The sequence below is a fragment of the Micromonospora sp. WMMD735 genome, assembly GCF_049178995.1.
In the GTDB taxonomy this organism is placed as follows: Bacteria; Actinomycetota; Actinomycetes; order Mycobacteriales; family Micromonosporaceae; genus Micromonospora; species Micromonospora wenchangensis.
The window spans coordinates 4,073,827-4,096,003 of the sequence record NZ_JBMHMJ010000002.1 but is presented as its reverse complement, the minus strand read 5'-3'; the positions used below and the strand labels follow the sequence as shown (position 1 = coordinate 4,096,003).

At 72.1% G+C, this 22,177-nt stretch carries 19 protein-coding genes and 1 pseudogene; 11 read left to right on the top strand and 9 right to left on the bottom strand.

The genetic code is table 11. The features are described 5' to 3' along the window. Positions 1-109 precede the first annotated feature (109 nt). From ACN268_RS17400 to ACN268_RS17385, 4 genes are all read left to right on the top strand, one after another. Positions 110-1,036, top strand: coding sequence for an ABC transporter permease (locus ACN268_RS17400; RefSeq protein ID WP_421484079.1), 927 nt, complete (start codon positions 110-112; stop codon positions 1,034-1,036). A 75-nt stretch (positions 1,037-1,111) separates the two neighbouring features. Continuing rightward, entirely contained in the window at positions 1,112-2,083 is a 972-nt protein-coding gene (locus tag ACN268_RS17395) for an ABC transporter permease (protein ID WP_421484077.1), read from the top strand. A 26-nt stretch (positions 2,084-2,109) separates the two neighbouring features. Further along, on the top strand, positions 2,110-3,138 hold the full coding sequence (locus ACN268_RS17390; RefSeq protein ID WP_204925028.1) for an ABC transporter ATP-binding protein: 1,029 nt from the start codon (positions 2,110-2,112) through the stop codon (positions 3,136-3,138). Further along, the gene (locus ACN268_RS17385) at positions 3,131-4,144 is read left to right on the top strand and encodes an ABC transporter ATP-binding protein (protein ID WP_204924936.1); all 1,014 of its coding nucleotides are present in this window, start codon (positions 3,131-3,133) and stop codon (positions 4,142-4,144) included. The genes ACN268_RS17390 and ACN268_RS17385 overlap by 8 nt, the downstream gene beginning before the upstream one ends. An 83-nt stretch (positions 4,145-4,227) precedes the next feature. Here ACN268_RS17385 and ACN268_RS17380 read toward each other — a convergent pair whose 3' ends face one another. Both ACN268_RS17380 and ACN268_RS17375 read right to left on the bottom strand, forming a co-directional pair. After that, complete coding sequence (locus tag ACN268_RS17380) at positions 4,228-4,596, bottom strand: chorismate mutase (protein WP_204924937.1); 369 nt, start codon at positions 4,594-4,596, stop codon at positions 4,228-4,230. Positions 4,597-4,863: 267 nt separating this feature from the next. Then, positions 4,864-6,714, bottom strand: a complete 1,851-nt coding sequence (locus tag ACN268_RS17375) for a bifunctional metallophosphatase/5'-nucleotidase (protein ID WP_421484075.1) — start codon at positions 6,712-6,714, stop codon at positions 4,864-4,866. Positions 6,715-6,929: 215 nt separating this feature from the next. Between ACN268_RS17375 and pcrA the strand changes: the two genes are divergently transcribed. Continuing rightward, positions 6,930-9,332 (top strand): DNA helicase PcrA, encoded by a 2,403-nt coding sequence (gene pcrA, locus ACN268_RS17370; RefSeq protein WP_421484073.1) that lies wholly within the window; start codon positions 6,930-6,932, stop codon positions 9,330-9,332. 76 nt (positions 9,333-9,408) lie between these two features. Here the strand turns inward: pcrA and ACN268_RS17365 are convergent, their stop codons facing one another. Together ACN268_RS17365 and ACN268_RS17360 are read right to left on the bottom strand one after the other, a co-directional pair. After that, positions 9,409-10,176: a M23 family metallopeptidase gene (locus tag ACN268_RS17365; protein WP_421486924.1), complete on the bottom strand. Its 768-nt coding sequence runs from the start codon at positions 10,174-10,176 to the stop codon at positions 9,409-9,411. A 343-nt stretch (positions 10,177-10,519) separates the two neighbouring features. Continuing rightward, positions 10,520-11,236: a M23 family metallopeptidase gene (locus tag ACN268_RS17360; RefSeq protein WP_421484071.1), complete on the bottom strand. Its 717-nt coding sequence runs from the start codon at positions 11,234-11,236 to the stop codon at positions 10,520-10,522. Positions 11,237-11,621: 385 nt separating this feature from the next. Between ACN268_RS17360 and ACN268_RS17355 the strand changes: the two genes are divergently transcribed. The 3 genes from ACN268_RS17355 (at position 11,622) to sucD (ending at position 14,635) form a co-directional block, all read left to right on the top strand. Further along, complete coding sequence (locus ACN268_RS17355; protein WP_088645808.1) at positions 11,622-12,026, top strand: cobalamin B12-binding domain-containing protein; 405 nt, start codon at positions 11,622-11,624, stop codon at positions 12,024-12,026. A gap of 540 nt (positions 12,027-12,566) precedes the next feature. After that, complete coding sequence (sucC, locus tag ACN268_RS17350) at positions 12,567-13,745, top strand: ADP-forming succinate--CoA ligase subunit beta (protein ID WP_204924941.1); 1,179 nt, start codon at positions 12,567-12,569, stop codon at positions 13,743-13,745. A gap of 2 nt (positions 13,746-13,747) precedes the next feature. Beyond that, the gene (sucD, locus tag ACN268_RS17345; RefSeq protein WP_421484070.1) at positions 13,748-14,635 is read left to right on the top strand and encodes a succinate--CoA ligase subunit alpha; all 888 of its coding nucleotides are present in this window, start codon (positions 13,748-13,750) and stop codon (positions 14,633-14,635) included. Positions 14,636-14,702: 67 nt separating this feature from the next. Here the strand turns inward: sucD and ACN268_RS17340 are convergent, their stop codons facing one another. Next, positions 14,703-14,960 carry a hypothetical protein gene (locus ACN268_RS17340; RefSeq protein WP_281894526.1) on the bottom strand — a complete coding sequence of 86 codons (258 nt, stop codon included), beginning with the start codon at positions 14,958-14,960 and terminating at the stop codon, positions 14,703-14,705. 156 nt (positions 14,961-15,116) lie between these two features. Between ACN268_RS17340 and ACN268_RS17335 the strand changes: the two are divergent. Then, positions 15,117-16,391, top strand: a pseudogene (locus ACN268_RS17335) (DUF6350 family protein); the annotation flags it as partial. 345 nt (positions 16,392-16,736) lie between these two features. On the opposite strand, the gene ACN268_RS17330 reads toward ACN268_RS17335, so the two are convergent. Together ACN268_RS17330 and ACN268_RS17325 are read right to left on the bottom strand one after the other, a co-directional pair. Next, the gene (locus ACN268_RS17330; RefSeq protein WP_421484069.1) at positions 16,737-17,336 is read right to left on the bottom strand and encodes a hypothetical protein; all 600 of its coding nucleotides are present in this window, start codon (positions 17,334-17,336) and stop codon (positions 16,737-16,739) included. A gap of 26 nt (positions 17,337-17,362) precedes the next feature. After that, positions 17,363-17,659, bottom strand: a complete 297-nt coding sequence (locus tag ACN268_RS17325; RefSeq protein WP_088647169.1) for a CD225/dispanin family protein — start codon at positions 17,657-17,659, stop codon at positions 17,363-17,365. Between the two features lie 186 nt (positions 17,660-17,845). On the opposite strand from ACN268_RS17325, the gene purN reads away from it, so the two are divergent. Both purN and purH read left to right on the top strand, forming a co-directional pair. Beyond that, complete coding sequence (purN, locus tag ACN268_RS17320; protein WP_204924944.1) at positions 17,846-18,466, top strand: phosphoribosylglycinamide formyltransferase; 621 nt, start codon at positions 17,846-17,848, stop codon at positions 18,464-18,466. After that, entirely contained in the window at positions 18,463-20,034 is a 1,572-nt protein-coding gene (purH, locus tag ACN268_RS17315; protein ID WP_421484067.1) for a bifunctional phosphoribosylaminoimidazolecarboxamide formyltransferase/IMP cyclohydrolase, read from the top strand. Before purN ends, purH begins: the two co-directional genes overlap by 4 nt. Before the next feature lie 41 nt (positions 20,035-20,075). Here the strand turns inward: purH and ACN268_RS17310 are convergent, their stop codons facing one another. Both ACN268_RS17310 and ACN268_RS17305 read right to left on the bottom strand, forming a co-directional pair. After that, positions 20,076-21,122 carry an ABC transporter ATP-binding protein gene (locus ACN268_RS17310; RefSeq protein ID WP_421484066.1) on the bottom strand — a complete coding sequence of 349 codons (1,047 nt, stop codon included), beginning with the start codon at positions 21,120-21,122 and terminating at the stop codon, positions 20,076-20,078. Beyond that, on the bottom strand, positions 21,106-22,143 hold the full coding sequence (locus tag ACN268_RS17305) for an ABC transporter ATP-binding protein (protein WP_421484064.1): 1,038 nt from the start codon (positions 22,141-22,143) through the stop codon (positions 21,106-21,108). The genes ACN268_RS17310 and ACN268_RS17305 overlap by 17 nt, the downstream gene beginning before the upstream one ends. Positions 22,144-22,177 lie beyond the last annotated feature (34 nt).

The following is a 22,177-nucleotide window of genomic DNA, read 5'->3' as shown; positions in this document are numbered from 1 at the left end:
CGACCCGGGGCCGTTCCGCGAGTGGGTGCACCCCACCCCTCGCCACGTTGTCGCCACCCGTGTCGGCCGCACCCCCGCCCCCGGCACCCCTTGTCAGGAGGACCACCCCATGGGCCGTTATCTGGTGAGACGGCTGCTCCAACTCGTCCCGGTGTTCATCGGGACGACGCTGATGATCTACCTGCTGGTGTGGAAGGTCCCCGGGGACCCGTTCGCCGGCAAGTGCGGTGACCGTGGCTGCCCGGACAACTACCGGGCCATGATGACCGAGAAGTTCCAGCTGGATCAGCCCTGGTTCGTGCAGTACGCCACCTACATGAAGAACCTCCTGCAAGGCGACTTCGGGGCCACCTGGTCGGGGCGCGACGTCGGCGAGATCATCGCCACCGCGTACCCGAACACCCTCAAGCTGGCCCTGGTGGCCCTGGCCATCGAGGGTGTCATCGGTCTCACCGCCGGTGTGCTCACCGGCCTGCGCCGCAACGGCTTCCTGGACAACCTGGTCCTGGTCTCCACGCTCTTCCTGATCGCGCTGCCGGTCTTCGTGGTCGGCTTCGTGCTCCAGTGGTTCTTCGGCGTGAAGCTGGGCATCGTCAAGCCGACCGTCTCCAACGAGATGCGGATCTCCGAACTGCTCCTACCCGGCTTCGTGCTGGGCAGCGCGTCGATGGCGTACATCGCCCGGGTGTCGCGCACCAGCATCGCGGAGAACCGCCGCGCCGACTACGTGCGTACCGCGATCGCCAAGGGGCTGCCGATGCGCCGGGTGGTCGGTATCCACCTGCTGCGCAACTCGCTGATCCCGGTGGTGACCCTGCTCGGCACCGACCTCGGCGCGCTGATGGGTGGCGCGATCATCACCGAGGGCATCTTCGGCATCAACGGCATCGGCCGCACCGTGCTGCGGGCGATCGTCACCAAGGAGAGCGCTACCGTTGTCTCCATCGTGGTCGTGCTGGTGCTCGTCTACCTGGTGATGAATCTGCTGGTGGACCTGCTCTACGCCGCGTTGGACCCGAGGATCCGCTATGAGTGAGCGCAGCAGCGAACGAATCGTCATTGCAGTGTGCGCGGGCAACCAGGCCGGCGCCGAGCGCAGCGAGGTGCAGGCATGAGCGACCCGAGTGCCGCTTCGATCGTGAGCACGCCCCGTCCCGAGCAGTTGACCGAGGCAAGTTCCCCGGCCACCGCGGGCCCGGCGGGCAAGAAGGAGAAGCCGCGCAGCCTCCTTGGCGACGCCTGGATCGACCTGCGTCGTAAGCCGCTGTTCTGGATCTCCGCCACCTTCATCGTGCTCTTCGTGGTGATGTCGGCCTTCCCGTCGTTGTTCACCTCCGGTGACCCGACTGCCACCGAGCTCTCCCGCAGCCGGGTCGAGCCCTCCGCCGACGCGTGGTTCGGCTACGACGTGCTCGGGCGGGACGTCTACGCCCGGGTGATCTACGGTGCCAACGCCTCGATCGTGGTCTCGCTGCTCTCCACGATCGGCACCCTGCTGATCGGTGGGACGATCGGCATCATCGCGGGCTACAAGGGCGGCTGGATCGACGGCCTGCTCTCCCGGATCACCGACATCTTCTTCGGCCTGCCGTTCGTGCTCGGCGCGATCGTCATCCTCACCACGTTCAACGGCGCCGGCTCCGACAACGGCGAGTGGGAGATCAAGTTCCTGGTGATCGGCTCGCTGGTGCTGCTGAGCTGGCCGGTGGTGATGCGGCTGATGCGTTCCTCGGTGCTCGCCACCAAGGAGGCCGACTACATCGTGGCGGCCCGCGCGATGGGTGCCAGCACCGGCCGGATCATCTTCAAGCACCTGCTGCCGAACTGCCTGGCACCGCTGCTGGTCTACGGGACGATCATGATCGGCTCCTTCATCGGCGCCGAAGCCACCCTCTCCTTCCTGGGTATCGGCCTGCAGAGCCCGGTGGTCTCCTGGGGCATCATGATCAATGAAGCGCAGAACTACCTCCGGGTCTCGCCCTTCCTGCTCTTCTTCCCCTCCGCGTTCCTCGTCACCGCCGTGCTGAGCTTCGTCATGCTCGGCGAGGCGGTCCGCGAGGCCCTCGACCCGAAGCTCCGATAGGGGAGACCGAAGTGTCCGACATTCTCGTGTCCGAGCAGTCCGCGCCCGGCGCCGACGGATCCGGCCGCCCCTCCGGTCGGCTGCTCGAGGTCGACGACCTGCGGGTGGAGTTCCGCACCCGGGACGGCGTCGCCAAGGTCATCAACGGAGTCACGTACCACGTCGACGCGGGGGAGACCCTCGCCGTGCTCGGCGAGTCCGGCTCCGGCAAGAGCGTCACCGCGCAGACCATCATGGGCATCCTGGACATGCCGCCCGGCTTCGTCACCGGCGGTCAGGTCCGCTTCCACGGCAAGGACATGCTCACCATGTCCGCCGAGGAACGTCGCCGCATCCGTGGCGAGGGCATCGCGATGATCTTCCAGGACTCGCTCTCCGCCCTGAACCCGGTATTCACCGTCGGGTTCCAGATCGCCGAGCAGTTCCGGGTCCGGCGCGGCATGAGCCGTTCCGACGCCAAGAAGCGTGCGATCGAGATGCTCGACCAGGTCAAGATCCCGAACGCCAAGGGCCGGTTCAGCAACTTCCCGCACCAGTTCTCCGGCGGAATGCGGCAGCGCGCGATGATCGCGATGTCGCTGGCCCTCGACCCCGAGGTGCTGATCGCCGACGAGCCGACCACCGCGCTGGACGTCACCGTGCAGGCCCAGATCATGGACCTGCTCGGCGAACTCCAGCGGGAACGCCGGATGGGCATGATCCTGATCACCCACGACCTCGGCGTGGTCGCCGACGTCGCGGACCGGATCGCGGTCATGTACGCCGGCCGGATCGTCGAGGAAGCCGACGTCTACGACCTGTACGCCAAGCCGGCGCACCCGTACACCCTCGGCCTGCTCAACTCGATCCCCCGGCTGGACGAGAAGGGGCAGCAGCTCCGCACCATCAAGGGCCTCCCGCCGAACCTGATGAACATCCCGCCGGGCTGCCCGTTCAACCCGCGCTGCCCCATGGCGCAGCCGGTGTGCCGGGAGACCGTCCCCCCGCTGCTGCAGATCGGCACCGGTCGGGCCAGCGCCTGCCACTTCGCCGAGGAGCTGGTGAACCGTGACTGACAACATCATCGAAGTCCGTGACCTGGTCAAGCACTACCCGGTCACCCGGGGCATCGTGTTCAAGAAGACCATCGGCCAGGTCAAGGCCGTCGACGGCGTCTCGTTCGACCTCAAGGCCGGCGAGACGCTGGGCGTGGTGGGCGAGTCGGGCTGCGGCAAGTCGACGCTGAGCCGGGTCCTGATGAACCTGGAGAAGCCCACCGCCGGCACGGTGCACTACAAGGGCCAGGACATCGCCAAGCTCTCCGGTGGCGCGCTGCGGCGGCTGCGCCGGCAGATCCAGCTGGTGATGCAGGACCCGTACACCTCGCTGAACCCCCGGATGACCGTCGGCGACCTGATCGGCGAGCCGTTCGAGATCCACCCGGAGGTCGCGCCGCGGGGCAGCCGCCGGGACAAGGTCAAGGAACTGCTCGACCTGGTCGGCCTCAACCCGGAGCACATCAACAGGTACCCGCACCAGTTCTCCGGCGGCCAGCGGCAGCGCATCGGCATCGCCCGGGCGCTCGCCCTGCGTCCCGAGGTGATCGTCTGCGACGAGCCGGTCTCCGCCCTGGACGTCTCGATCCAGGCCCAGGTGATGAACCTGCTGGAGAAGCTCCAGAACGAGCTGGGCCTGTCGTACGTGTTCATCGCGCACGACCTGTCGGTGGTCCGGCACCTGTCGGACCGGGTCGCGGTGATGTACCTCGGCAAGATCGTGGAGATCGGCACCGAGGACGAGATCTACGAGCGGCCGACCCACCCGTACACCCAGGCGCTGCTGTCGGCGGTGCCGGTGCCGGACCCGACGCTGCGGGAGAACAAGGCGATCATCCGGCTCACCGGTGACGTGCCCTCGCCGATCAGCCCGCCGTCGGGCTGCCGGTTCCGCACCCGGTGCTGGAAGGCGCAGGACGTCTGCGCCGAGCAGCCGCCGCTGCTGGAGATCCGTCCCGGCTCGGACCACCCGAGCGCCTGCCACTTCGCCGAGAAGCGGGAGATCGTCGCCACGCACGAGGCGTGACACGACCCGGGCCGCCTGCCACCGTCGGACCGACGGCGGCAGGCGGTTCGTCGTTCACCCGGCCCACGCCCGCCGGGTCGCTGTCACAGCGGCCCGCGCCCGGCCCGCAGCAGCAGCAGCGCCAGCTGGGTGCCGTCGGCCCCCAGCTCACTGCGGAAACGTTCCAGGATCTCCCGCTCCCGGGAGAGCACCAGCCGGGTGCCCCCGGAGGCCATCCGGGTCACCCCGACCTCCTGGGACAGCGCCGCGCGCTCCTGCCAGAGCGCGATCAGCGTACGGTCGATCTCGTCGATCCGTTCCCTGATCGCCACGATCCGCTCGGCCGCCACCGTGTCGCCGGTGCCGGTACGGGCGGCCGCGGCTCCGGTCGGGTCGGCCTCCGTGGGCTGCGCCCCGGCCGGATCGTCGTGCCGCGCGGGGCCACCGCTGGACTCCACCACGTCAGTCATCATCGTCGTACCCCTCGGGTCTCGGGCCCGGTGTTCGGATCCCGGGACGAAAAAGCCCCGGGCTCTCCGAGCCCGGGGCTTTCGTAGGTCTGTCGATCAGGCGCGACCCACGGCTGCCGGACTCCCGGTGCCGTAGTAAAAGAAGAACCGCCGCTCGATCACGTCGTCGAGTATGCCGACCGGTGACCGGCCGCGCAAGCACCCGGACGGCCGAGGGAAGGGCCCGCCCGTCGCCGCGTCCACGCGCCGCCGGGGGGCCCTTCCCGCCGGTCAGCCCAGCCGGGTGATGCGGTCCGCCGCCGTGGGGGCGACCGGCGCGCCGGCACCCAGGTACGCCACCAGGGCGTCCACGTCGAAGCCGGGGGCGGTGGTCCGGCCGGTGCCGCCCGCCAGCTCGGTGAACCCGTCCCCGCCGTTGGCGAGGAAGTCGTTCGTGGTGACCCGGAAGCTGGCCGCCGGGTCGACCGGGGTGCCGTTGAGGGCCAGCGCGCTGACCCGCGAGCCGGCCGGCGCGGTGCTGTCGTAGGAGTAGGTCAGCCCCGCCGACGGCTGGAGGATGCGCTGGGTGGTCTGCCCCCTGAAGCCGACGAACTGCTGCTCCAGCACGTCCTTGAGCTGCGCGCCGGTGAACGTCTGGGTGACCACCAGGTTGTTGAACGGCTGCACGGTGAACGCCTCGCCGTAGGTCACCTCGCCCGGCGCCTCGCCACCGGCCGACGCCGCGTACGCCAGGGAGGCCCGTACGCCACCCGGGTTCATCAGCGCGAGCTGCGCCCCGTCGCCCTTCGTGTACGCCAGCTGCGCGTCGGCGATCACGTCACCCAGCGGGCTCTCCCCGTTGGGCCGGGCGTCCCGGACGATGTCGGCGCTGATCTTCCCGACCACCCGGTTGGCGATCGGGGCGACCGCGGTGCGGTACTTGTCGGCCAGCGTCTTCGCGCCCGCGTCGACCAGCGCCGGGTTCTTGGCGAACACCCCGCCGGTCTGCTGCCAGGTCCCGTCGGCGTTGCGCACGCCGTTCTCCACGATCACGTTCTTCGCGGTGATGCCGGTGAACCGGCCGGTCCGCCGGTCCAGCGAGTAGTCGATGTCGGTGACCAGCTGGCCGTTGTTGCCGGCGCTGGTGACCACGCTCGGCTTGCCCGAGGAGTTCGGCAGCGAGCAGGAGTAGAAGCGGTGGGTGTGCCCGGAGACCACCACGCCGAACTCCGGCCGCAGGCCCTTGACGATGTCGACGATCGGGCCGGAGAAGTTGTTGCAGTCGGAGACGCCCGGGGTGGCCGGCGGCGCGGACTGCGCGCCGCCCTCGTGCACCAGCAGCACCATCGCCTTGACACCGAACAGCTTGAGCAGGCCACCCCACTTGTTGGCGGTCTGCACCTCGTCGGTGAAGGTGACGTCCTTGATGCCGGCCGGGTTGACGATGCCCGGGGTGCCCTCCAGGGTGACCCCGACGAAGCCGACGGGCACGCCGCCGACGAACTTCACGTCGATCGGGGGCAGGATCGGCAGCTTGGTCTTCTTGTTGATGGTGTTCGCGGCCAGGTAGGTGAACTTCGCGCCGGCGAAGCCGTCGCCGTCCTGGCAGCCGTCGACCGGGTGGCAGCCGCCCTTGTCGATCCGGAGCAGCTCCTTGACGCCCTCGTCGAACTCGTGGTTGCCGACCGAGCTGACGTCCAGGCCGACCTGGTTCATCAGCTCGATGGTGGGCTCGTCGTGGAAGGCGGCGCTGACCAGCGGGGTGGCCCCGATCAGGTCACCGGCGCCGACGGTGGTGGTGACCCGGCCCTCGGCCTTCGCCTCGGCCCGCAGCTTCTTCAGCCAGGTGGCCAGGTATTCCACCCCGCCGGCCGGGGTGCCGTTGACGGTGGCACCGCTGCCGCCGGGCGGGTCGATCGCGCCGTGGAAGTCGTTGTAGCTGAGGAACTGGCCCTTGACCTCGCCACCCGTCGCGGTGGCGTACGAGACGGCGACCGGGGCGAGGCCGGCCCCGGGGGCGGCGTCGGCCGGCGGCGTGGTGGCGCGGCCGGTGATGGGCAGGCTGGCCACGACGGCCAGGGCGAGGGCCGGCGCGGCGAGGTGACGCAGCACGGCCCGACCGCGCGAGCGCGGTTGACTCATGGTTGTTCTCCCAAGTCGTCTACGGGGGAGCAGGCGGGGATTTCCCGGGTCATCGTCGCGCCTCGGGGCGGAAGATGCCAGTGGGGCTGCCGTGACAGCTTCGTCTCAGTCCCGGCCGGTCGGCGGGGCGCGGGTGCGTGCGGCGGCGGGGCACGGTCCGCGTCGGGCGTGCGCGGGCGGGAAGTGTCCGCCCGACGGCATAGACTCGCCGTGCGATGCATCCTCTCTTCGACATCCCCGCGTCCCCGCCCGCACCCGAGTCCGCGTCGGTTCCGCCGCGCCGGTCGGGCCCGACCCGCCACCTCGACCCGCAGGCCCTGGTGGAGGGCCTGAACGGTCCCCAGCGCGACGCGGTCACCCACGCCGGCTCGCCGCTGCTGATCGTGGCCGGGGCCGGGTCCGGCAAGACCCGGGTGCTCACCCACCGGATCGCCTACCTGCTCGCCGCGCGGGACGTCCATCCCGGCGAGATCATCGCGATCACCTTCACGAACAAGGCCGCCGGTGAGATGAAGGAGCGGGTGGCCCACCTGGTCGGCCCGCGCGCCCGGCTGATGTGGGTGTCGACGTTCCACTCCGCCTGCGTACGCATCCTGCGCGCCGAGCACGAGCACGCCGGCCTGAAGTCGACCTTCTCCATCTACGACGCCGACGACTCCCGCCGGCTGATGCAGCTGGTCGCCCGGGAGCTGGATCTCGACCCGAAGCGCTACCCGGCCCGGGGGCTGGCCGCCCAGGTGTCCAACCTGAAGAACGAGCTGGTCGATCCGGAGGAGTTCGCCGGCCGGGCCAAGGGGCCCAACGAGCGGGCGCTGGCCGAGGCGTACACGCTCTACCAGCGGCGGCTGCGCGAGGCGCACGCGCTGGACTTCGACGACCTGATCATGACGACGGTGCACCTGCTCCAGTCGCACCCGCACGTCGCGGAGAGCTACCGCCGCCGGTTCCGGCACGTCCTGGTCGACGAGTACCAGGACACCAACCACGCGCAGTACACCCTGATCAAGGAACTGGTCGCCGGCACCGAGGGGCTCGCCCCGGCCGAGCTGTGCGTCGTCGGCGACGCCGACCAGTCGATCTACGCGTTCCGGGGCGCGACGATCCGCAACATCCTGGAGTTCGAGCGGGACTTCACCGACGCCCGCACCATCCTGCTGGAGCAGAACTACCGCTCCACCCAGACCATCCTCAGCGCGGCCAACGCGGTGATCGACCGGAACACCTCCCGCAAGCCCAAGCGGCTGTGGAGCGACGCCGGCGCGGGCGAGCAGATCGTCGGCTACGTCGCCGACACCGAGCACGCCGAGGCCGACTGGGTGGGCCGGGAGGTCGACCGGCTGGTCGACGCGGGGGAGACCCGCCCCGGCGACGTCGCCGTCTTCTACCGCACCAACGCCCAGTCCCGGGTCTTCGAGGAGGTGTTCATCCGGGTCGGCCTGCCCTACAAGGTGGTCGGCGGGGTGCGCTTCTACGAGCGCAAGGAGGTCCGCGACGCGCTGGCCTACCTGCGCGCGGTGGTCAACGACGACGACACGGTCAGCCTCCGCCGGGTGCTGAACACCCCGCGCCGGGGCATCGGCGACCGGGCCGAGGCGTGCGTCGAGGCGCTGTCCAGCCGGGAGCGCATCTCCTTCGGGGCGGCGCTGCGCCGGGCCCGGGAGGCGCCGGGCATCTCCACCCGGGCCGCCAACTCCATCGCCGAGTTCGTCGCGCTGCTCGACGGCGCCCGTGAGCTGGCCGAGGAGGGCACCCCGGAGGAGGTGCTGGAGGCGCTGCTGACCCGTTCGGGCTACCTGACCGAGCTGGAGGAGAGCGTCGACCCGCAGGACGCCGGCCGGGTCGACAACCTCCAGGAACTGGTGAGCGTCGCCCGGGAGTACACCGAGCGGATCGAGGCGCTGGGTGCCGACGACGAGCGGGCCACCCTGGCCGGTTTCCTGGAGCAGGTGGCGCTGGTCGCCGACGCCGACCAGATCCCTTCCGACGACCCCGACCATCAGGGCGTGGTCACCCTGATGACGCTGCACACCGCCAAGGGCCTGGAGTTCCCGGTGGTGTTCCTGACCGGCCTGGAGGACGGCGTCTTCCCCCATCTGCGGTCGCTGGGCGACACCCGGGAGCTGGAGGAGGAGCGGCGGCTGGCGTACGTGGGCATCACCCGGGCCCGGCAGCGGCTCTACCTGTCCCGGGCGGTCACCCGTTCGGCCTGGGGGCAGCCGTCGTACAACCCGCCGTCGCGCTTCCTGGAGGAGTTGCCGCCGGAGCTGGTGCGCTGGGAGCGCACCGAGGGGACGTACACCTCGTGGGCCGGTGGGGGCGGCGGCGTCGGGGGTCGCGCGGACCGCGCGCCCGGCGGGCGGAGCGGCTTCACCGGGGGTACGCCGAGAGCGGCGGAGCTGGCGAAACGGCTCGGGGTGGACGCCAGCCGGCTGGCCACCGCAAGCGAGCTGCCGCAGGGGCCGAAGGTGTCGGCCGGCGACCGGGTCAACCACCAGCGCTACGGCCTGGGGCGGGTGCTCGCGGTCGAGGGTCACGGGCCGAGCGCCCGCGCGCAGATCGACTTCGGCGACCAGACCATGTGGCTGGTGCTGCGGCACGCCCCGCTCGACAAGCTCTGAGCCGACGCCGACGCCGACGCCGACGCCGACGGGCCCGGTCCGGCGTGCTGCCGGCCGGGCCCGTCGGCGGTACGGCTCAGCAGGCCACGTCGATGCCCCGGGCGCGCAGGAACGGCGCCGGGTCGATCTGGTTCCACATCTGCCCCTGGTGCACCTCGAAGTGCAGGTGGGGGCCGGTGGAGTCGCCGGTTGAGCCCTCGTAGCCGATCACCTCGCCGACATCGACCCGGTCGGAGACGGCGACCTTCACGCTGCTCTGGTGGGCGTAGTGGGTCAGGTAGCCGTTGCCGTGGTCGATGAAGACCGAGATGCCGTAGCCGTCGCCGACGTCGCCGGCCTTGACGACCGTGCCGGCGGCGGCGGCGCGGATCGGGGTGCCGGCCGGCAGGGCGAAGTCGATGCCGGCGTGCAGGGTGCCCCAGCGCTGCCCGTAGCAGGAGGTGACCTGCGCTCCCGCCATCGGGATCACCCAGGACGGCTTCGGCTTCGGCGTGGTCGCCTTCCTGGCGGTGGCCTTCGGTTTCGCGGCGACCTTCGGTTTCGCGGCGGCCTTGCGGGTCGCCGTGGCCGTCGGGGCGGGGCTGGCGGTGGTGGGGGTCGGCCCGGCGGTGGGGCTGGCCGGGGCGGCCGACTCGCGGGCGGACCGGTCGGCGCGGGCGGCGGCCTCGGCCCGCTCCCGGGCGTCGAGCGCGACGGCCGCCGGTTCCGGGGCGTCGTCCCGGTCGAGGGTGGTGACCGTGGCGACCCCGGCCAGGCCGATGCCGACCAGCGCGGCGACGCCGACGGCCAGGGTGCGTACGCCCCGCGGGTGACGCCGCCGGTGCCGGACCACGGCGGCCGAGATCCGGGCTCCGGGGCCGGTGCGGGTGGACTTCTGCTCGCGGGTGGTGCCGTCGTCCGGGCGGTTGTTGTCTTCCAGCACGGTGGACCTTCAACTACTCAGGGGGTTTCGGACCCGGACCATCCTGGGTGTCGAAGTGCGCCGGGCCGGGTAGGGGTACCAGCCGGTAACCCGGATGCCTCGGCGGCCTGCCCGGCTATGTCCCGCCGGGGTGGCGTCTGACCTGTTGCCAGGCGTGAGCCGGACGTGGCCTCGGTCACACTGCGGAGTGTGACGCAGCAGACTTGGCCACACACGAAACCGCCCGGATCCGTAGATCCGGGCGGTGAACAGGCGTTACCGAGCGTCAGGAAGCGGCTGCTTCGGTGTAGTACGCCTCCACTTGCAGCTTGATGTCCACTCCGCGCTCCTGGAGCCACGGCACCGGGTCGAGGGGCTGGCCCTTGACATGGACCTCCAGGTGCAGGTGCGCGCCGTAGGAGTGGCCGGTGTTGCCGACCAGTCCGAGCTGGTCGCCCGCCTTCACCTGCTGGCCCTCGTGCACGCTCACCGCGGAGGAGTGGCCGTAGATGGCCTCGCTGCCGTCGGCGTGCTGCACGATCACCGCGTAGCCGTAGCCGCCGAACCAGCCGGCCTTGGTGACCGTGCCGGAGTGGATGGCCACGTAGGGGGTGCCCTCCGGCGCGACCAGGTCGATACCGGTGTGCAGCTTGCCCCAGCGCATGCCGTACGGGGAGTTGAAGTCGTAGCCCTGCATGGGCAGCAGCCACGGGTCCTGCTCGCTGACGCCCGGCTGGATGTCCCGGGCGTCGCTGCGGGTGGCCCGGTCGGCGGCGTCGGCGCGGGCGGCGGCGTCCTGGCTGGTGATCGAGGCCTGCCGCAGCTCGTCGAGGACCGACGGGCTGACGCTCTTGGCGTCCGGCATCGCCCCCGCGCCGAGCGCGACGATCCCGGCACCGACGAAGGCGGTGGTCACGACCGCCGCGTAGCGGCTCCGCGGGGGGGTGGGTACACGGCGACGGCCGCGATATCTATCGGGCTCAGACGACAGGCGCTGGCGCACGCACACCCTCCGTTGTCGGGGATCCGATGCAACCTCCGACCGATCGGTGCAGCCGCCCCGACGATCGTTGATCGCGTCATCACCCGTCCGTGGACCTGATGACAACCGTGGACACGTTAGCCCTCCGCCGCGCCGGTCACAAGCGTGGCCCCCGGATCGGCGATTCGTTCTGTCCCTTTCCGTCCATCATTGTCATAGCTCCAAACGCCGGACGGCTGTCCTCCTTCCTGCCCGTTCGTCGCGCACAGTGACCGATCGGCGGAGGCGTCCGGCTTCCTGGGGGCGGGCGGGGACGGTAGGGGTCCGGCCCGGGTTCTCCACACCCGGTGGGCCGGGTTACCGTTCGTTCAGCTGGTAGCCGCGGAGCCGTGAAGGGTGTGCGCTGATGAACTCTCGTATCCGGGTAGTCGTCGCGAAGCCGGGCCTCGACGGCCACGACCGGGGTGCCAAGGTGGTGGCGCGTGCCCTGCGTGACGCGGGTATGGAGGTCATCTACACCGGCCTGCACCAGACCCCGGAGCAGATCGTCGAGACCGCCATCCAGGAGGACGCCGACGCGGTCGGCCTCTCGGTGCTCTCCGGCGCGCACATGACGCTCTTCCGCCGGGTGCTGGAGCTGCTCGCCGAGCGGGACGCGCGGGACGTGGTCGTTTTCGGTGGCGGCATCATCCCCGACGCCGACATCCCCGAGCTGGTGGAGATCGGCGTCAAGAAGATCTTCACGCCGGGCGCGACCACCCAGTCGATCGTCGAGTGGGTCCGCGCCAACGTGGCCCAGCCGGTCGCCTGACGACCCCCGGGTGCGCCGCACCCGTCCGTACGCCGACGGTGGTGGGCCGGTTTCCGGCCGCCGCCGTCTCGTCGTGTCGTGACCCCGGCGACCGCCGGGGTGCGGTGGCGTGGGTCGCGGCCCGGGTGGCACCAGGCGGGAGGGCTCTTCCGAATCCGGGCAGGGTGAAGGGCCGGACGCACCCCTCACACGCCCGGCCCTTCTATGCACGATGCCCCGCCGCCACCCCTCGACCGACAGGGCATCGGCCGCTCCCGTCTTCGCGCTGATCAGCGCTCCGACATCAGACTCAACGACGCCCGTACGGTGGGGTTACGCGTTACGTGGGACAACCTGTGGACCGATCTGTGCCACCGGCGAGTCGCCGACGGCGCGCTGTGCATTACCGCACACCGCGCACCCGCTCGGTTGCCGCCGGTGCCCACCTCGCTAGGCTGCGGCCAATGGCCTGTTTCAACTGATGACAGGCGTCAACGGAGTTTCCACAACGCTGGCGGCGGCGCGACGGCGCGCCGCGGAGACGGGACGGGACGCGCAATCGTGGACCTGTACGAGTACCAGGGGCGGGACCTGTTCGAGCGGCACGGCTTGCCCGTGCTCGCCGGCGGCGTCGCCACGACCCCGGAGGAGGCCCGCGCGATCGCCGAACGCCTCGGCGGCCGGGTGGTCGTCAAGGCGCAGGTGAAGGTCGGCGGCCGAGGCAAGGCCGGCGGCGTCAAGCTGGCCGAGGGCACCGACGAGACGGTGGCCAGGGCCACCGACATCCTCGGCATGGACATCAAGGGGCACACCGTCCACAAGGTCATGATCACCGTGACCGCGGACGTGGCCGAGGAGTACTACTTCTCCTACCTGCTCGACCGGGCGAACCGCACCTTCCTCTGCATCGCCAGCGTGGCCGGCGGCATGGACATCGAGCAGGTCGCCGCCGAGACCCCCGACAAGGTGGTCAAGGCCCCGATCGACGCGGTCAAGGGCGTGGACGAGGCGAAGGCCCGGGAGATCGTCGACGCGGCCGGGTTCCCGGCCGAGGTCGCCGACCAGGTCGTCGCGGTCGCGGTGGGGCTGTGGAAGGCGTTCGTCGCCGAGGACGCCACCCTGGTCGAGGTGAACCCGCTGGCCAAGACGGGCGACGGCACGCTGCTGCTGCTCGACGCCAAGGTCACCCTGGACGAGAACGCCGGCTTCCGGCACCCGGACCACGAGGCCCTGGTCGACCAGGCCGCGGTGGACCCGCTGGAGCAGGCCGCCAAGGAGAAGGACCTCAACTACGTCAAGCTCGACGGCGAGGTCGGCATCATCGGCAACGGCGCGGGTCTGGTCATGTCCACCCTCGACGTGGTGGCCTACGCCGGCGAGCGGCACGGCAACGTCAAGCCCGCCAACTTCCTCGACATCGGTGGCGGCGCGAGCGCCGCGGTGATGGCCAACGGCCTGGAGATCGTGCTCTCCGACCCGTCGGTGCGCAGCGTCTTCGTCAACGTCTTCGGCGGCATCACCGCCTGCGACGAGGTCGCCAACGGCATCATCCAGGCGTTGGCCCTGCTGGAGGAGCGCGGCGAGAAGGTCGCCAAGCCGCTCGTGGTCCGGCTCGACGGCAACAACGCGGAGGCCGGTCGGGCGATCCTCGACGGCGCCGGGAACCCGCTGGTGCAGCGGGTCGACACCATGGACGGCGCGGCCGAGCGGGCCGCCGAGCTGGCAGCTGCGGGGGTCTGACGATGGCGATCTGGCTGACCAAGGAATCCAAGGTCATCGTGCAGGGGATGACCGGCTCCGAGGGGTCCAAGCACACCCGGCGGATGCTCGCCGCCGGCACCAACGTCGTCGGCGGGGTCAACCCGCGCAAGGCCGGCACCACCGTCGACTTCGACGGCACCGAACTGCCGGTGTTCGCCTCCGTGGCGGACGCGATGCGGGAGACCGGTGCGGACGTCACGGTGATCTTCGTACCGCCGCAGTTCACCAAGGGCGCCGTGGTCGAGGCGATCGACGCGGGCATCCCGCTCGCCGTGGTCATCACCGAGGGCGTGCCGGTGCACGACACCGCCTCGTTCTGGGCGTACAACGTGGCCAGGGGCGAGCAGACCCGGATCATCGGGCCGAACTGCCCCGGCATCGCCTCGCCGGGCGCGTCCAACGCCGGCATCATCCCGGCCGACATCACCGGCTCCGGCCGGATCGGTCTGGTCAGCAAGAGCGGCACGCTGACCTACCAGATGATGTACGAGCTGCGCGACATCGGCTTCTCCACCTGCGTCGGCATCGGCGGTGACCCGATCATCGGGACCACCCACATCGACGCGCTCGCCGCGTTCGAGGCCGACCCGGACACCGACGCGATCGTGATGATCGGCGAGATCGGCGGCGACGCCGAGGAGCGGGCCGCCGAGTTCATCAAGGACAACGTCACCAAGCCGGTGGTCGGCTACATCGCCGGCTTCACCGCGCCCCCCGGCAAGACCATGGGGCACGCCGGCGCGATCATCTCCGGCTCGGCGGGCACCGCCGAGGCCAAGCAGCAGGCGCTGGAGGCGGTCGGCGTCAAGGTCGGCAAGACCCCGACCGAGACCGCCAAGCTGATGCGGGAGCTGATGTCCGGCCACTGAGCCGGTGGGCCCGCACCGGGCGAACGACGTACCGACCGAGGGGGTCGACCGGAGACGGTCGGCCCCCTCAGTTGTTCCAGAGCGGGTAGTTCCCGCTGGCCCGCCAGATCGCCGTGCCGATGATGTTGATCACGCCGAACGCGATCGCCAGGTAGCCGAGGACCGGCGACTGGCCGTACCGCTTGGCGTCGCGGATCGACAGGTAACCGAAGATGATGCCCAGGATGCCGCAGCAGATCAGGCCGAGGACGATGCCGAGCACCCCCCAGAGCGTGGTGCGGTCCCGCCCGGCCGCGGCCGGTGGCGGTGGGTACGGAGCGTTCACGGCTTCCTCCGGGCGATCGGTGCCACGACTTCGGTTGCGTCCCTGCGCCGAGGCTAGACCGGATCGGGGCCGCACGGCGGTGGATCACGGAACTCGCCGCCTCCGGACGGCCCCGACGGGCAGCCACCACCGGCGCGGCATGCCAGAGTAGAGCCGATGTCCCCGACCACCCCTGATCAGCCCCGCCGTCCCAGCGGTGCCCGCACCGGCAGGCCGCCCGGCCGTGCCGGCGGCGCCCGGGTGCCCGCACCCCGCCGGCCGGAGCAGTCCGGGCGCTCCCGGGCGCCGCTGCCCGTCGCCGCCGGGGTGGCCGCGGCCGGCGCGGCGGTCACCTCCTACCTGCCGGTGGCGGTGGTGCTCGGGCTGGCCCAGCTCAGCGAGGACGCCGGCTCGCTGGTCGGTGCGCTGCGCGCCGGGCTCGCCGGCTGGTTGCTCGGGCACGGCGTGCCGCTGGAGACCACCGCCGGCCGGCTCGGCCTCGTCCCGCTGACGCTCTGCGCGTTCGCCTTCTGGCGGCTGAGCCGGGCCGGGGTGCACGCCAGCCGCGCGGTCGGCGCGCGCGGCGGCCGGTCACCCCGGCAGGCGGCCACCGTCGCCCTCGCGGTCGGCACCGGGTACGCGGTGTTCGGTGTCCTGGCCGCGCTGCTGGTCGACAGCGCCGGCCTGCGGGTGTCCCCGGTCCGGTCCGGGCTGACCCTGCTGCTGTTCGGCACGCTGGCCGCCCTGGTCGGGGCGGCCCGCACCACCGCCGTCACCCGCCTGCTCGCCGACCGTGCGCCACCCGTGCTGCGCGACGGCGTCCGCACCGGCCTGGTCGCCGCTCTGCTGCTGCTCGCCGCCGGGGCGAGCGCGGCGGGCCTGGCGGTGGCGACCGGCGGGGGAGACGCCGCAGACCTGATCGGGGCCTACCGGACCGGGGTCGCCGGGCAGGCCGGGATCACCCTGGTCAGCCTCGCCTACGCGCCGAACGCCACCGTCTGGTCGGTGGCCTACCTGCTCGGCCCCGGGTTCGCCGTCGGCACCGGCACGGCGGTCCGGCTCAGCGAGGTCTCCGTCGGGTCGCTACCGGCCGTACCCCTGCTCGCCGGGCTGCCCAGCGGCCCGGTCGACGGGCTCGGTGCGGCGCTGCTGGCGGTGCCGGTGCTGGCCGGCATGACGGCGGGCTGGCTGCTCGCCCGCCGGCTGCTCCGGCCGGACGCCGACGAGTGGACCCCGCCGGCCTGGCCGGCACTGCTCGGCCCGGCCGTGCTCGCCGGTCCGGTGGTCGGCCTGGTCGTCGGGCTCGCCGCGGCGGCCTCCGGCGGCCCGCTCGGCGGCGGCCGGCTGGCCGAGATCGGTCCGGTGCCGTGGCAGGTGGCGATGGTGGCCACGGCGGTGGTCACGGTCGGCGCGCTGCTCGGGGCCGTCGCCGCCAAGGTGCTCGACCGGCCGTCGTCGGCCCGGCCCCGGCCGGCCGCCGACCGCCCCCGCCGGGCTTCGCAGCGGCCCGACCCGGCCGGGGGGCGCCCCCGACCGACCCGGGAGCGCCCCCGGTCGTCCGAGGACCGCCCACCCCGCCCGGTACCGGACTGACGCGCCCGCCCCGCCCGGTACCGGACTGACCGCCCGGCCCGCCCGCGGCCCGGGGAGCCGGCCAGTCCGGCTGCGCCCGGCCGCCAGCGGCCGGGCCGCCGGTGGCCCGGACCCGGCAGCAGGGTGCGTCGTCGGTCCCGCCGGACGCGCGACGAGGGACGCCCCGGGCGGTGCCGGGACGCCCCTCGATCGTGCCCACCCGGGTCAGGGCGAGGTGGGCAGCGTGAAACTACCGATGATGTTGAGGAGCAGCAGCAGGATGCCGAGACCGACCGCGATCGCCCCGCAGATCAGGCCGGCCTTGGCCTGACCGCCGTTGCTGGCCAGACCCTGGTTCGCCTTCTGCATGCCCAGCCAGCCGGTGATCGCCGCGCCGATGCCGAGCGGAATGCCCAGGTAGAGGCAGCAGAGCAGCGGGATGGACGCGATGCCGAGGATCAGCGACACCAGACCGAGGGTGTTCTGCTGCCCCTGCGGCGCCGGGTAGCCGGCCCCCGGGTAGGCGCCGGCCGCCGCGGCGTACGGCTGCTGCCCGTAGGGGTCCTTGTGGACGGGCTGGCCGTACGGGTCCGGCTGGAAGGGCTGACCGTACGGCTGGCCCGAGGTGGGCTGGGGGCCGTACGGGTCATGGGTGGGCTGCCCGTAGGGCGGCTGTTCGCCGTACGGTGCCGCCGGCTGCTGCCCGTACGGTGCCTGCGGCGCGGCGTACGGGTCCTGCGGCTGGCCCGAGACGGGCTGCTGCCCGTACGGATCGTGCGGGGGCTGCTGGCCGTACGGGTCGTGGCCGGGGTTTCCGGGCTGCATCTGGGCTGCTCCTCAGTCGTGGTCCGTCAGTAGCTGCTGGTGCTGCTGCCGTCGATCGCACCCATCACACCACCGAAGAGGCAGCACAGCAGCACGATGACGAGCCACACGCCACCGATGATGAAGGCCAGCTTCGACCACTTCTTGGACTCGCGGGCGGCGGCCTCGGCGCCCGCGTAGTCGCCCTGCTGCAGGGCCGGGTTGACCTTGGAGGCGTTGATGATGGCCGGGATCGCCAGCGGCCAGAAGAAGAAGATGGCCACGATCGACGCGGTCATGTTGTTGTTGATCGGCTGCTGCGGGTTGGGGTAGCCGGGCTGCATCTGCAGTACTCCTCGTTCACGTCGGTACGGCGTGCGTACCTGATCATGGGCTTGTGGGGCGCGGTGGCGGGCACGGCCCGGCCACCGGGCGACCGGCAGCGTACCGTGTCCGGGCGACACGCGTGATCACCCGAAACGTCGCCGCCCGCAGGATGGGCGTGCCGACCTGCCCGCTAGGGTGGCCGGGTGACCGAGCCCGCGTCCGTCGCCCGCCTCGTCGTCCTCGTCTCCGGCTCCGGCAGCAACCTCCAGGCGCTGCTGGACGCCACCGCCGACCCCGGCTACGGGGCCCGGGTGGTGGCCGTCGGCGCCGACCGGGACGGCATCGTCGGGCTCGACCGGGCCGCCGCCGCCGGGGTGCCGACCTTCGTCGACCGGGTGAAGGACCACCCCACCCGCGCCGACTGGGACAAGGCCCTCACCGCGCACGTCGCCGAGCACCGGCCCGACCTGGTGATCTCGGCGGGTTTCCTGAAGCTGGTCGGGCCGCAGTTCCTGGCGGCCTTCGGCGACCGCTACCTGAACACGCACAACACGCTGCTGCCGGCGTTCCCCGGCATCCACGGCCCCCGGGACGCGCTCGCCTACGGCGTCAAGGTCACCGGGGCCACCCTCTTCTTCGTCGACGCCGGGATGGACACCGGCCCGATCGTCGCGCAGGTGACGGTGCCGGTCCTCGACGACGACGACGAGGAGACGCTCACCGAGCGCATCAAGGAAGCCGAGCGCCGCCAGCTCGTCGAGCAGGTCGGTCGCCTGGTCCGTTCAGGTTGGACGATCACCGGAAGAAAGGTCACGGTTCCGTGAGTGCCCCGCAGGACTCCCGCCGCCCGATCAGGCGGGCACTGGTCAGCGTCTACGACAAGAGCGGCCTGGTCGAGCTGGCCCGTACGCTGCACGAGGCCGGGGTCGAGATCGTCTCGACCGGTTCCACCGCGTCGACGATCTCCGGCGCGGGTGTGCCGGTGACCCCGGTCGAGCAGGTGACCGGCTTCCCCGAGATCCTCGACGGCCGGGTCAAGACCCTGCACCCCAAGATCCACGGCGGGCTCCTGGCCGACCTGCGCAAGGAGTCGCACGCCGACCAGCTCGCCGGGCACGGCATCGCCGGCATCGACGTGCTGGTCTCCAACCTCTACCCGTTCCAGGAAACCGTCGCCTCCGGCGCGTCTCCGGACGAGTGCATCGAGCAGATCGACATCGGCGGGCCGGCGATGGTCCGGGCCGCCGCCAAGAACCACGCCTCGGTCGCCGTGGTGACCGACCCGGCCGCGTACCCGGCGCTGGTCTCCGCGCTGGCCGAGGGCGGGTTCACGCTGGCCCAGCGGCGGGCGCTGGCCGCCCGCGCGTTCGCCGACATCGCCGAGTACGACGTGGCGGTCGCCGACTGGTTCGCCGGCACCGCCGCCCCGGCCGAGGACGGCTGGCCGCACTTCGCCGGGCTGGCGCTGCGCCGGCAGGCGACGCTGCGCTACGGCGAGAACCCGCACCAGGGCGCCGCCGTCTACGCCGACCCGGGCAGCCCGCCGGGGCTGGCCCAGGCCGAGCAGTTGCACGGCAAGGAGATGTCCTACAACAACTACGTCGACGCGGACGCCGCCTGGCGGGCCGCGAACGACTTCCCCGACCAGCCGGCGGTGGCGGTCATCAAGCACGCCAACCCGTGCGGCATCGCCGTCGGCGCGGACGTCGCCGAGGCCCACCGCAAGGCGCACGCCTGCGACCCGGTCTCCGCGTTCGGCGGGGTGATCGCCGTCAACCGGCCGGTCTCGGTGGAGCTGGCCGGGCAGGTCGCGGAGATCTTCACCGAGGTGCTGGTGGCACCGGAGTTCGAGCCCGGCGCGGTGGAGATCCTCCAGGGCAAGAAGAACATCCGGCTGCTGCGCGCCCCGGCCTTCGCCCCACTGCCGGCCGAGTGGCGGCAGGTGACCGGCGGGGTCCTCGTCCAGCAGCGGGACCGCATCGACGCCGAGGGCGACGACCCGGCCAACTGGAAGCTCGCCACCGGCGAGGCGGCCGACGAGGCCACCCTGCGGGATCTCGCGCTGGCCTGGCGGGCGGTCCGCGCGGTGAAGAGCAACGCGATCCTGCTGGCGAAGGACGGCGCGTCGGTCGGGGTGGGGATGGGCCAGGTCAACCGGGTCGACTCGGCCCGGCTGGCGGTGAGCCGGGCCGGCGCGGAGCGGGCCCGGGGTTCCGTCGCCGCCTCCGACGCCTTCTTCCCGTTCGCCGACGGCGCGCAGATCCTGATCGACGCCGGGGTGAAGGCGATCGTGCAGCCGGGCGGCTCGATCCGCGACGAGGACACCATCGCCGCCTGCCAGCAGGCCGGCGTCACCATGTACCTGACCGGCACCCGGCACTTCTTCCACTGATCCACCCGCGTGCTCCCGCGTCCCGGCGCGGGAGCACGCGGTCAGCCCTCACCCGTCGGGTCGGACGGTGGGCGCAGCGCGGCGAAGTGACAGGCGCTGGGGTGGGGGTCGGCGGGCCGGGGGACGGTCGGCGGGTCCTCCCGGGCGCAGATGTCCTCGGCCTTCCAGCAGCGGGTGCGGAAGTGGCAGCCGGACGGCGGGTCGGCCGGGCTGGGCACGTCGCCGGTGAGCCGGATGATGCCGGCCGCGCCCCGGGCCTCCGGATCGGGCACCGGCACCGCCGACAGCAGCGCCTGGGTGTACGGGTGGGTGGCCCGTTCGTAGATCTCCTCCTCGGTGCCGATCTCCACGATCCGGCCGAGGTACATCACCGCGACCCGGTCGCAGATGTGCCGGACCACCGACAGGTCGTGCGCGATGAACACGTACGACAGCCCGAACTCGTCCTGGAGCTGCTCCAACAGGTTGATCACCTGGGCCTGGATCGAGACGTCCAGGGCGGAGACCGGCTCGTCGCAGACGATCACCTCGGGACGCAGGGCGAGCGCCCGGGCGATGCCGATGCGCTGCCGCTGCCCGCCGGAGAACTGGTGCGGGTACCGGTTGACGTGCTCCGGGTTCAGCCCGACCACGTCCAGCAGCTCCTGCACCCGGCCGCGTTTGCTGCCCCTGGGTGCCGCGTCCGGGTGGATGTCGAACGGCTCCCCGATGATGTCGCCGACCGTCATCCGGGGGTTCAGCGAGGTGTACGGGTCCTGCATCACCATCTGCATGTTGCGCCGCAGCCGGCGCAGTTCGCCCCCGGCGGCGGTGAGCAGGTCCCGGCCGTCCAGGGTGGCCCGGCCGGAGGTCGGCGTCTCCAGCCGCATCAGCACCCGGGCGAGGGTCGACTTGCCGCAGCCGGACTCGCCGACGATGCCGAGCGTCTCGCCCCGGCGCAGGGTGAAGCTGACCCCGTCGACGGCCCGGACCGCGCCGACCTGCCGGCGGAAGAGCACCCCCCGGGTGATCGGGAAGTGTTTGACCAGGTCGTCGACCGTGAGGATGGTCTCGCCCCGGACCTTGGCCGGGTCAGCGGTCGCGGTCATCGTGGACCTCCTGGGCGAAGTGGCACGCGCTGGTCCGGCCGTCGGCGAGGACCAGGTCGTCGGGCACCACGTCCACGCACACCTGCCGCACGTACGGGCAGCGGGGGTGGAACGGGCAGCCGCCCGGGATGCGCATCAGGTTCGGCGGCAGGCCCCGGATGGTGGACAGTTCCCGGCCGCGCACGTCCAGCCGGGGAATCGAGGCCAGCAACCCCTTGGTGTACGGGTGGGCGGGCGCCCGGTACAGCGGGCGGACGTCGGCGTGCTCGACGATCCGGCCGGCGTACATCACGGCGATCCGGTCCGCGACGCCGGCCACCACCCCCAGGTCGTGGGTGATCAGGATCATCGCCATGTCGAGGTCGCGACGCAGGTCGGCCAGCAGGTCCATGATCTGGGCCTGCACGGTGACGTCGAGGGCGGTGGTCGGTTCGTCGGCGATCAGCACCTTCGGGTCCAGCGCCAGCGCCATGGCGATCATGACGCGTTGCCGCATGCCGCCGGAGAACTGGTGCGGGTGGTCGCCGAGCCGCCCGGCCGCCCCCGGGATGCGCACCAGGTCCATCAGCTCGACGGTCCGCCGCCGGGCGTCGGCGCGGGACATCCCGTCGCGGTGCCGCAGCGTCTCGCCGATCTGCCAGCCGACCGGGAAGACCGGGTTCAACGCCGACAGGGCGTCCTGGAAGATCATCGCGATCTCCTTGCCGCGCACCTGCCGGCGCTGCTCCTCGGGCAGGGTGAGCAGGTCGCGGCCCCGGTAGCGGATCTGGCCGGAACGGATCACCGCCGGCGGGCTGTCCAGGATGCCCATCACCGCCTGGGCGGTGACCGACTTGCCGGAGCCGGACTCGCCGAGCACGGCGAGCGTCTCGCCGGGGTCCAGGTGGTAGGAGACCCCGTTGATCACCTTGGCCACCCCCTCGCCGGTGCGGAACTCGACGTGCAGGTCGCGGACGTCCAGCAGGTGCCCGCCGGGCGGGGTGGGTGAGGCCGGCGTGGGCCGGGATGTGGACTCGGTCACCGGATCTGCCTCTCGCTCGCGCCCGGGGTGGACA

Bases quoted from the DNA above. Each gene is read 5' to 3' on its own strand.
- ACN268_RS17400 (WP_421484079.1), top strand. From the start codon at position 110: ATGGGCCGTTATCTGGTGAGACGGCTGCTCCAACTCGTCCCGGTGTTC.
- ACN268_RS17395 (WP_421484077.1), top strand. From the start codon at position 1,112: ATGAGCGACCCGAGTGCCGCTTCGATCGTGAGCACGCCCCGTCCCGAG.
- ACN268_RS17380 (WP_204924937.1), bottom strand. From the start codon at position 4,596: ATGATGACTGACGTGGTGGAGTCCAGCGGTGGCCCCGCGCGGCACGAC.
- ACN268_RS17375 (WP_421484075.1), bottom strand. From the start codon at position 6,714: ATGAGTCAACCGCGCTCGCGCGGTCGGGCCGTGCTGCGTCACCTCGCC.
- pcrA (WP_421484073.1), top strand. From the start codon at position 6,930: ATGCATCCTCTCTTCGACATCCCCGCGTCCCCGCCCGCACCCGAGTCC.
- ACN268_RS17355 (WP_088645808.1), top strand. From the start codon at position 11,622: ATGAACTCTCGTATCCGGGTAGTCGTCGCGAAGCCGGGCCTCGACGGC.
- sucD (WP_421484070.1), top strand. From the start codon at position 13,748: ATGGCGATCTGGCTGACCAAGGAATCCAAGGTCATCGTGCAGGGGATG.
- ACN268_RS17330 (WP_421484069.1), bottom strand. From the start codon at position 17,336: ATGCAGCCCGGAAACCCCGGCCACGACCCGTACGGCCAGCAGCCCCCG.
- ACN268_RS17325 (WP_088647169.1), bottom strand. From the start codon at position 17,659: ATGCAGCCCGGCTACCCCAACCCGCAGCAGCCGATCAACAACAACATG.
- ACN268_RS17310 (WP_421484066.1), bottom strand. From the start codon at position 21,122: ATGACCGCGACCGCTGACCCGGCCAAGGTCCGGGGCGAGACCATCCTC.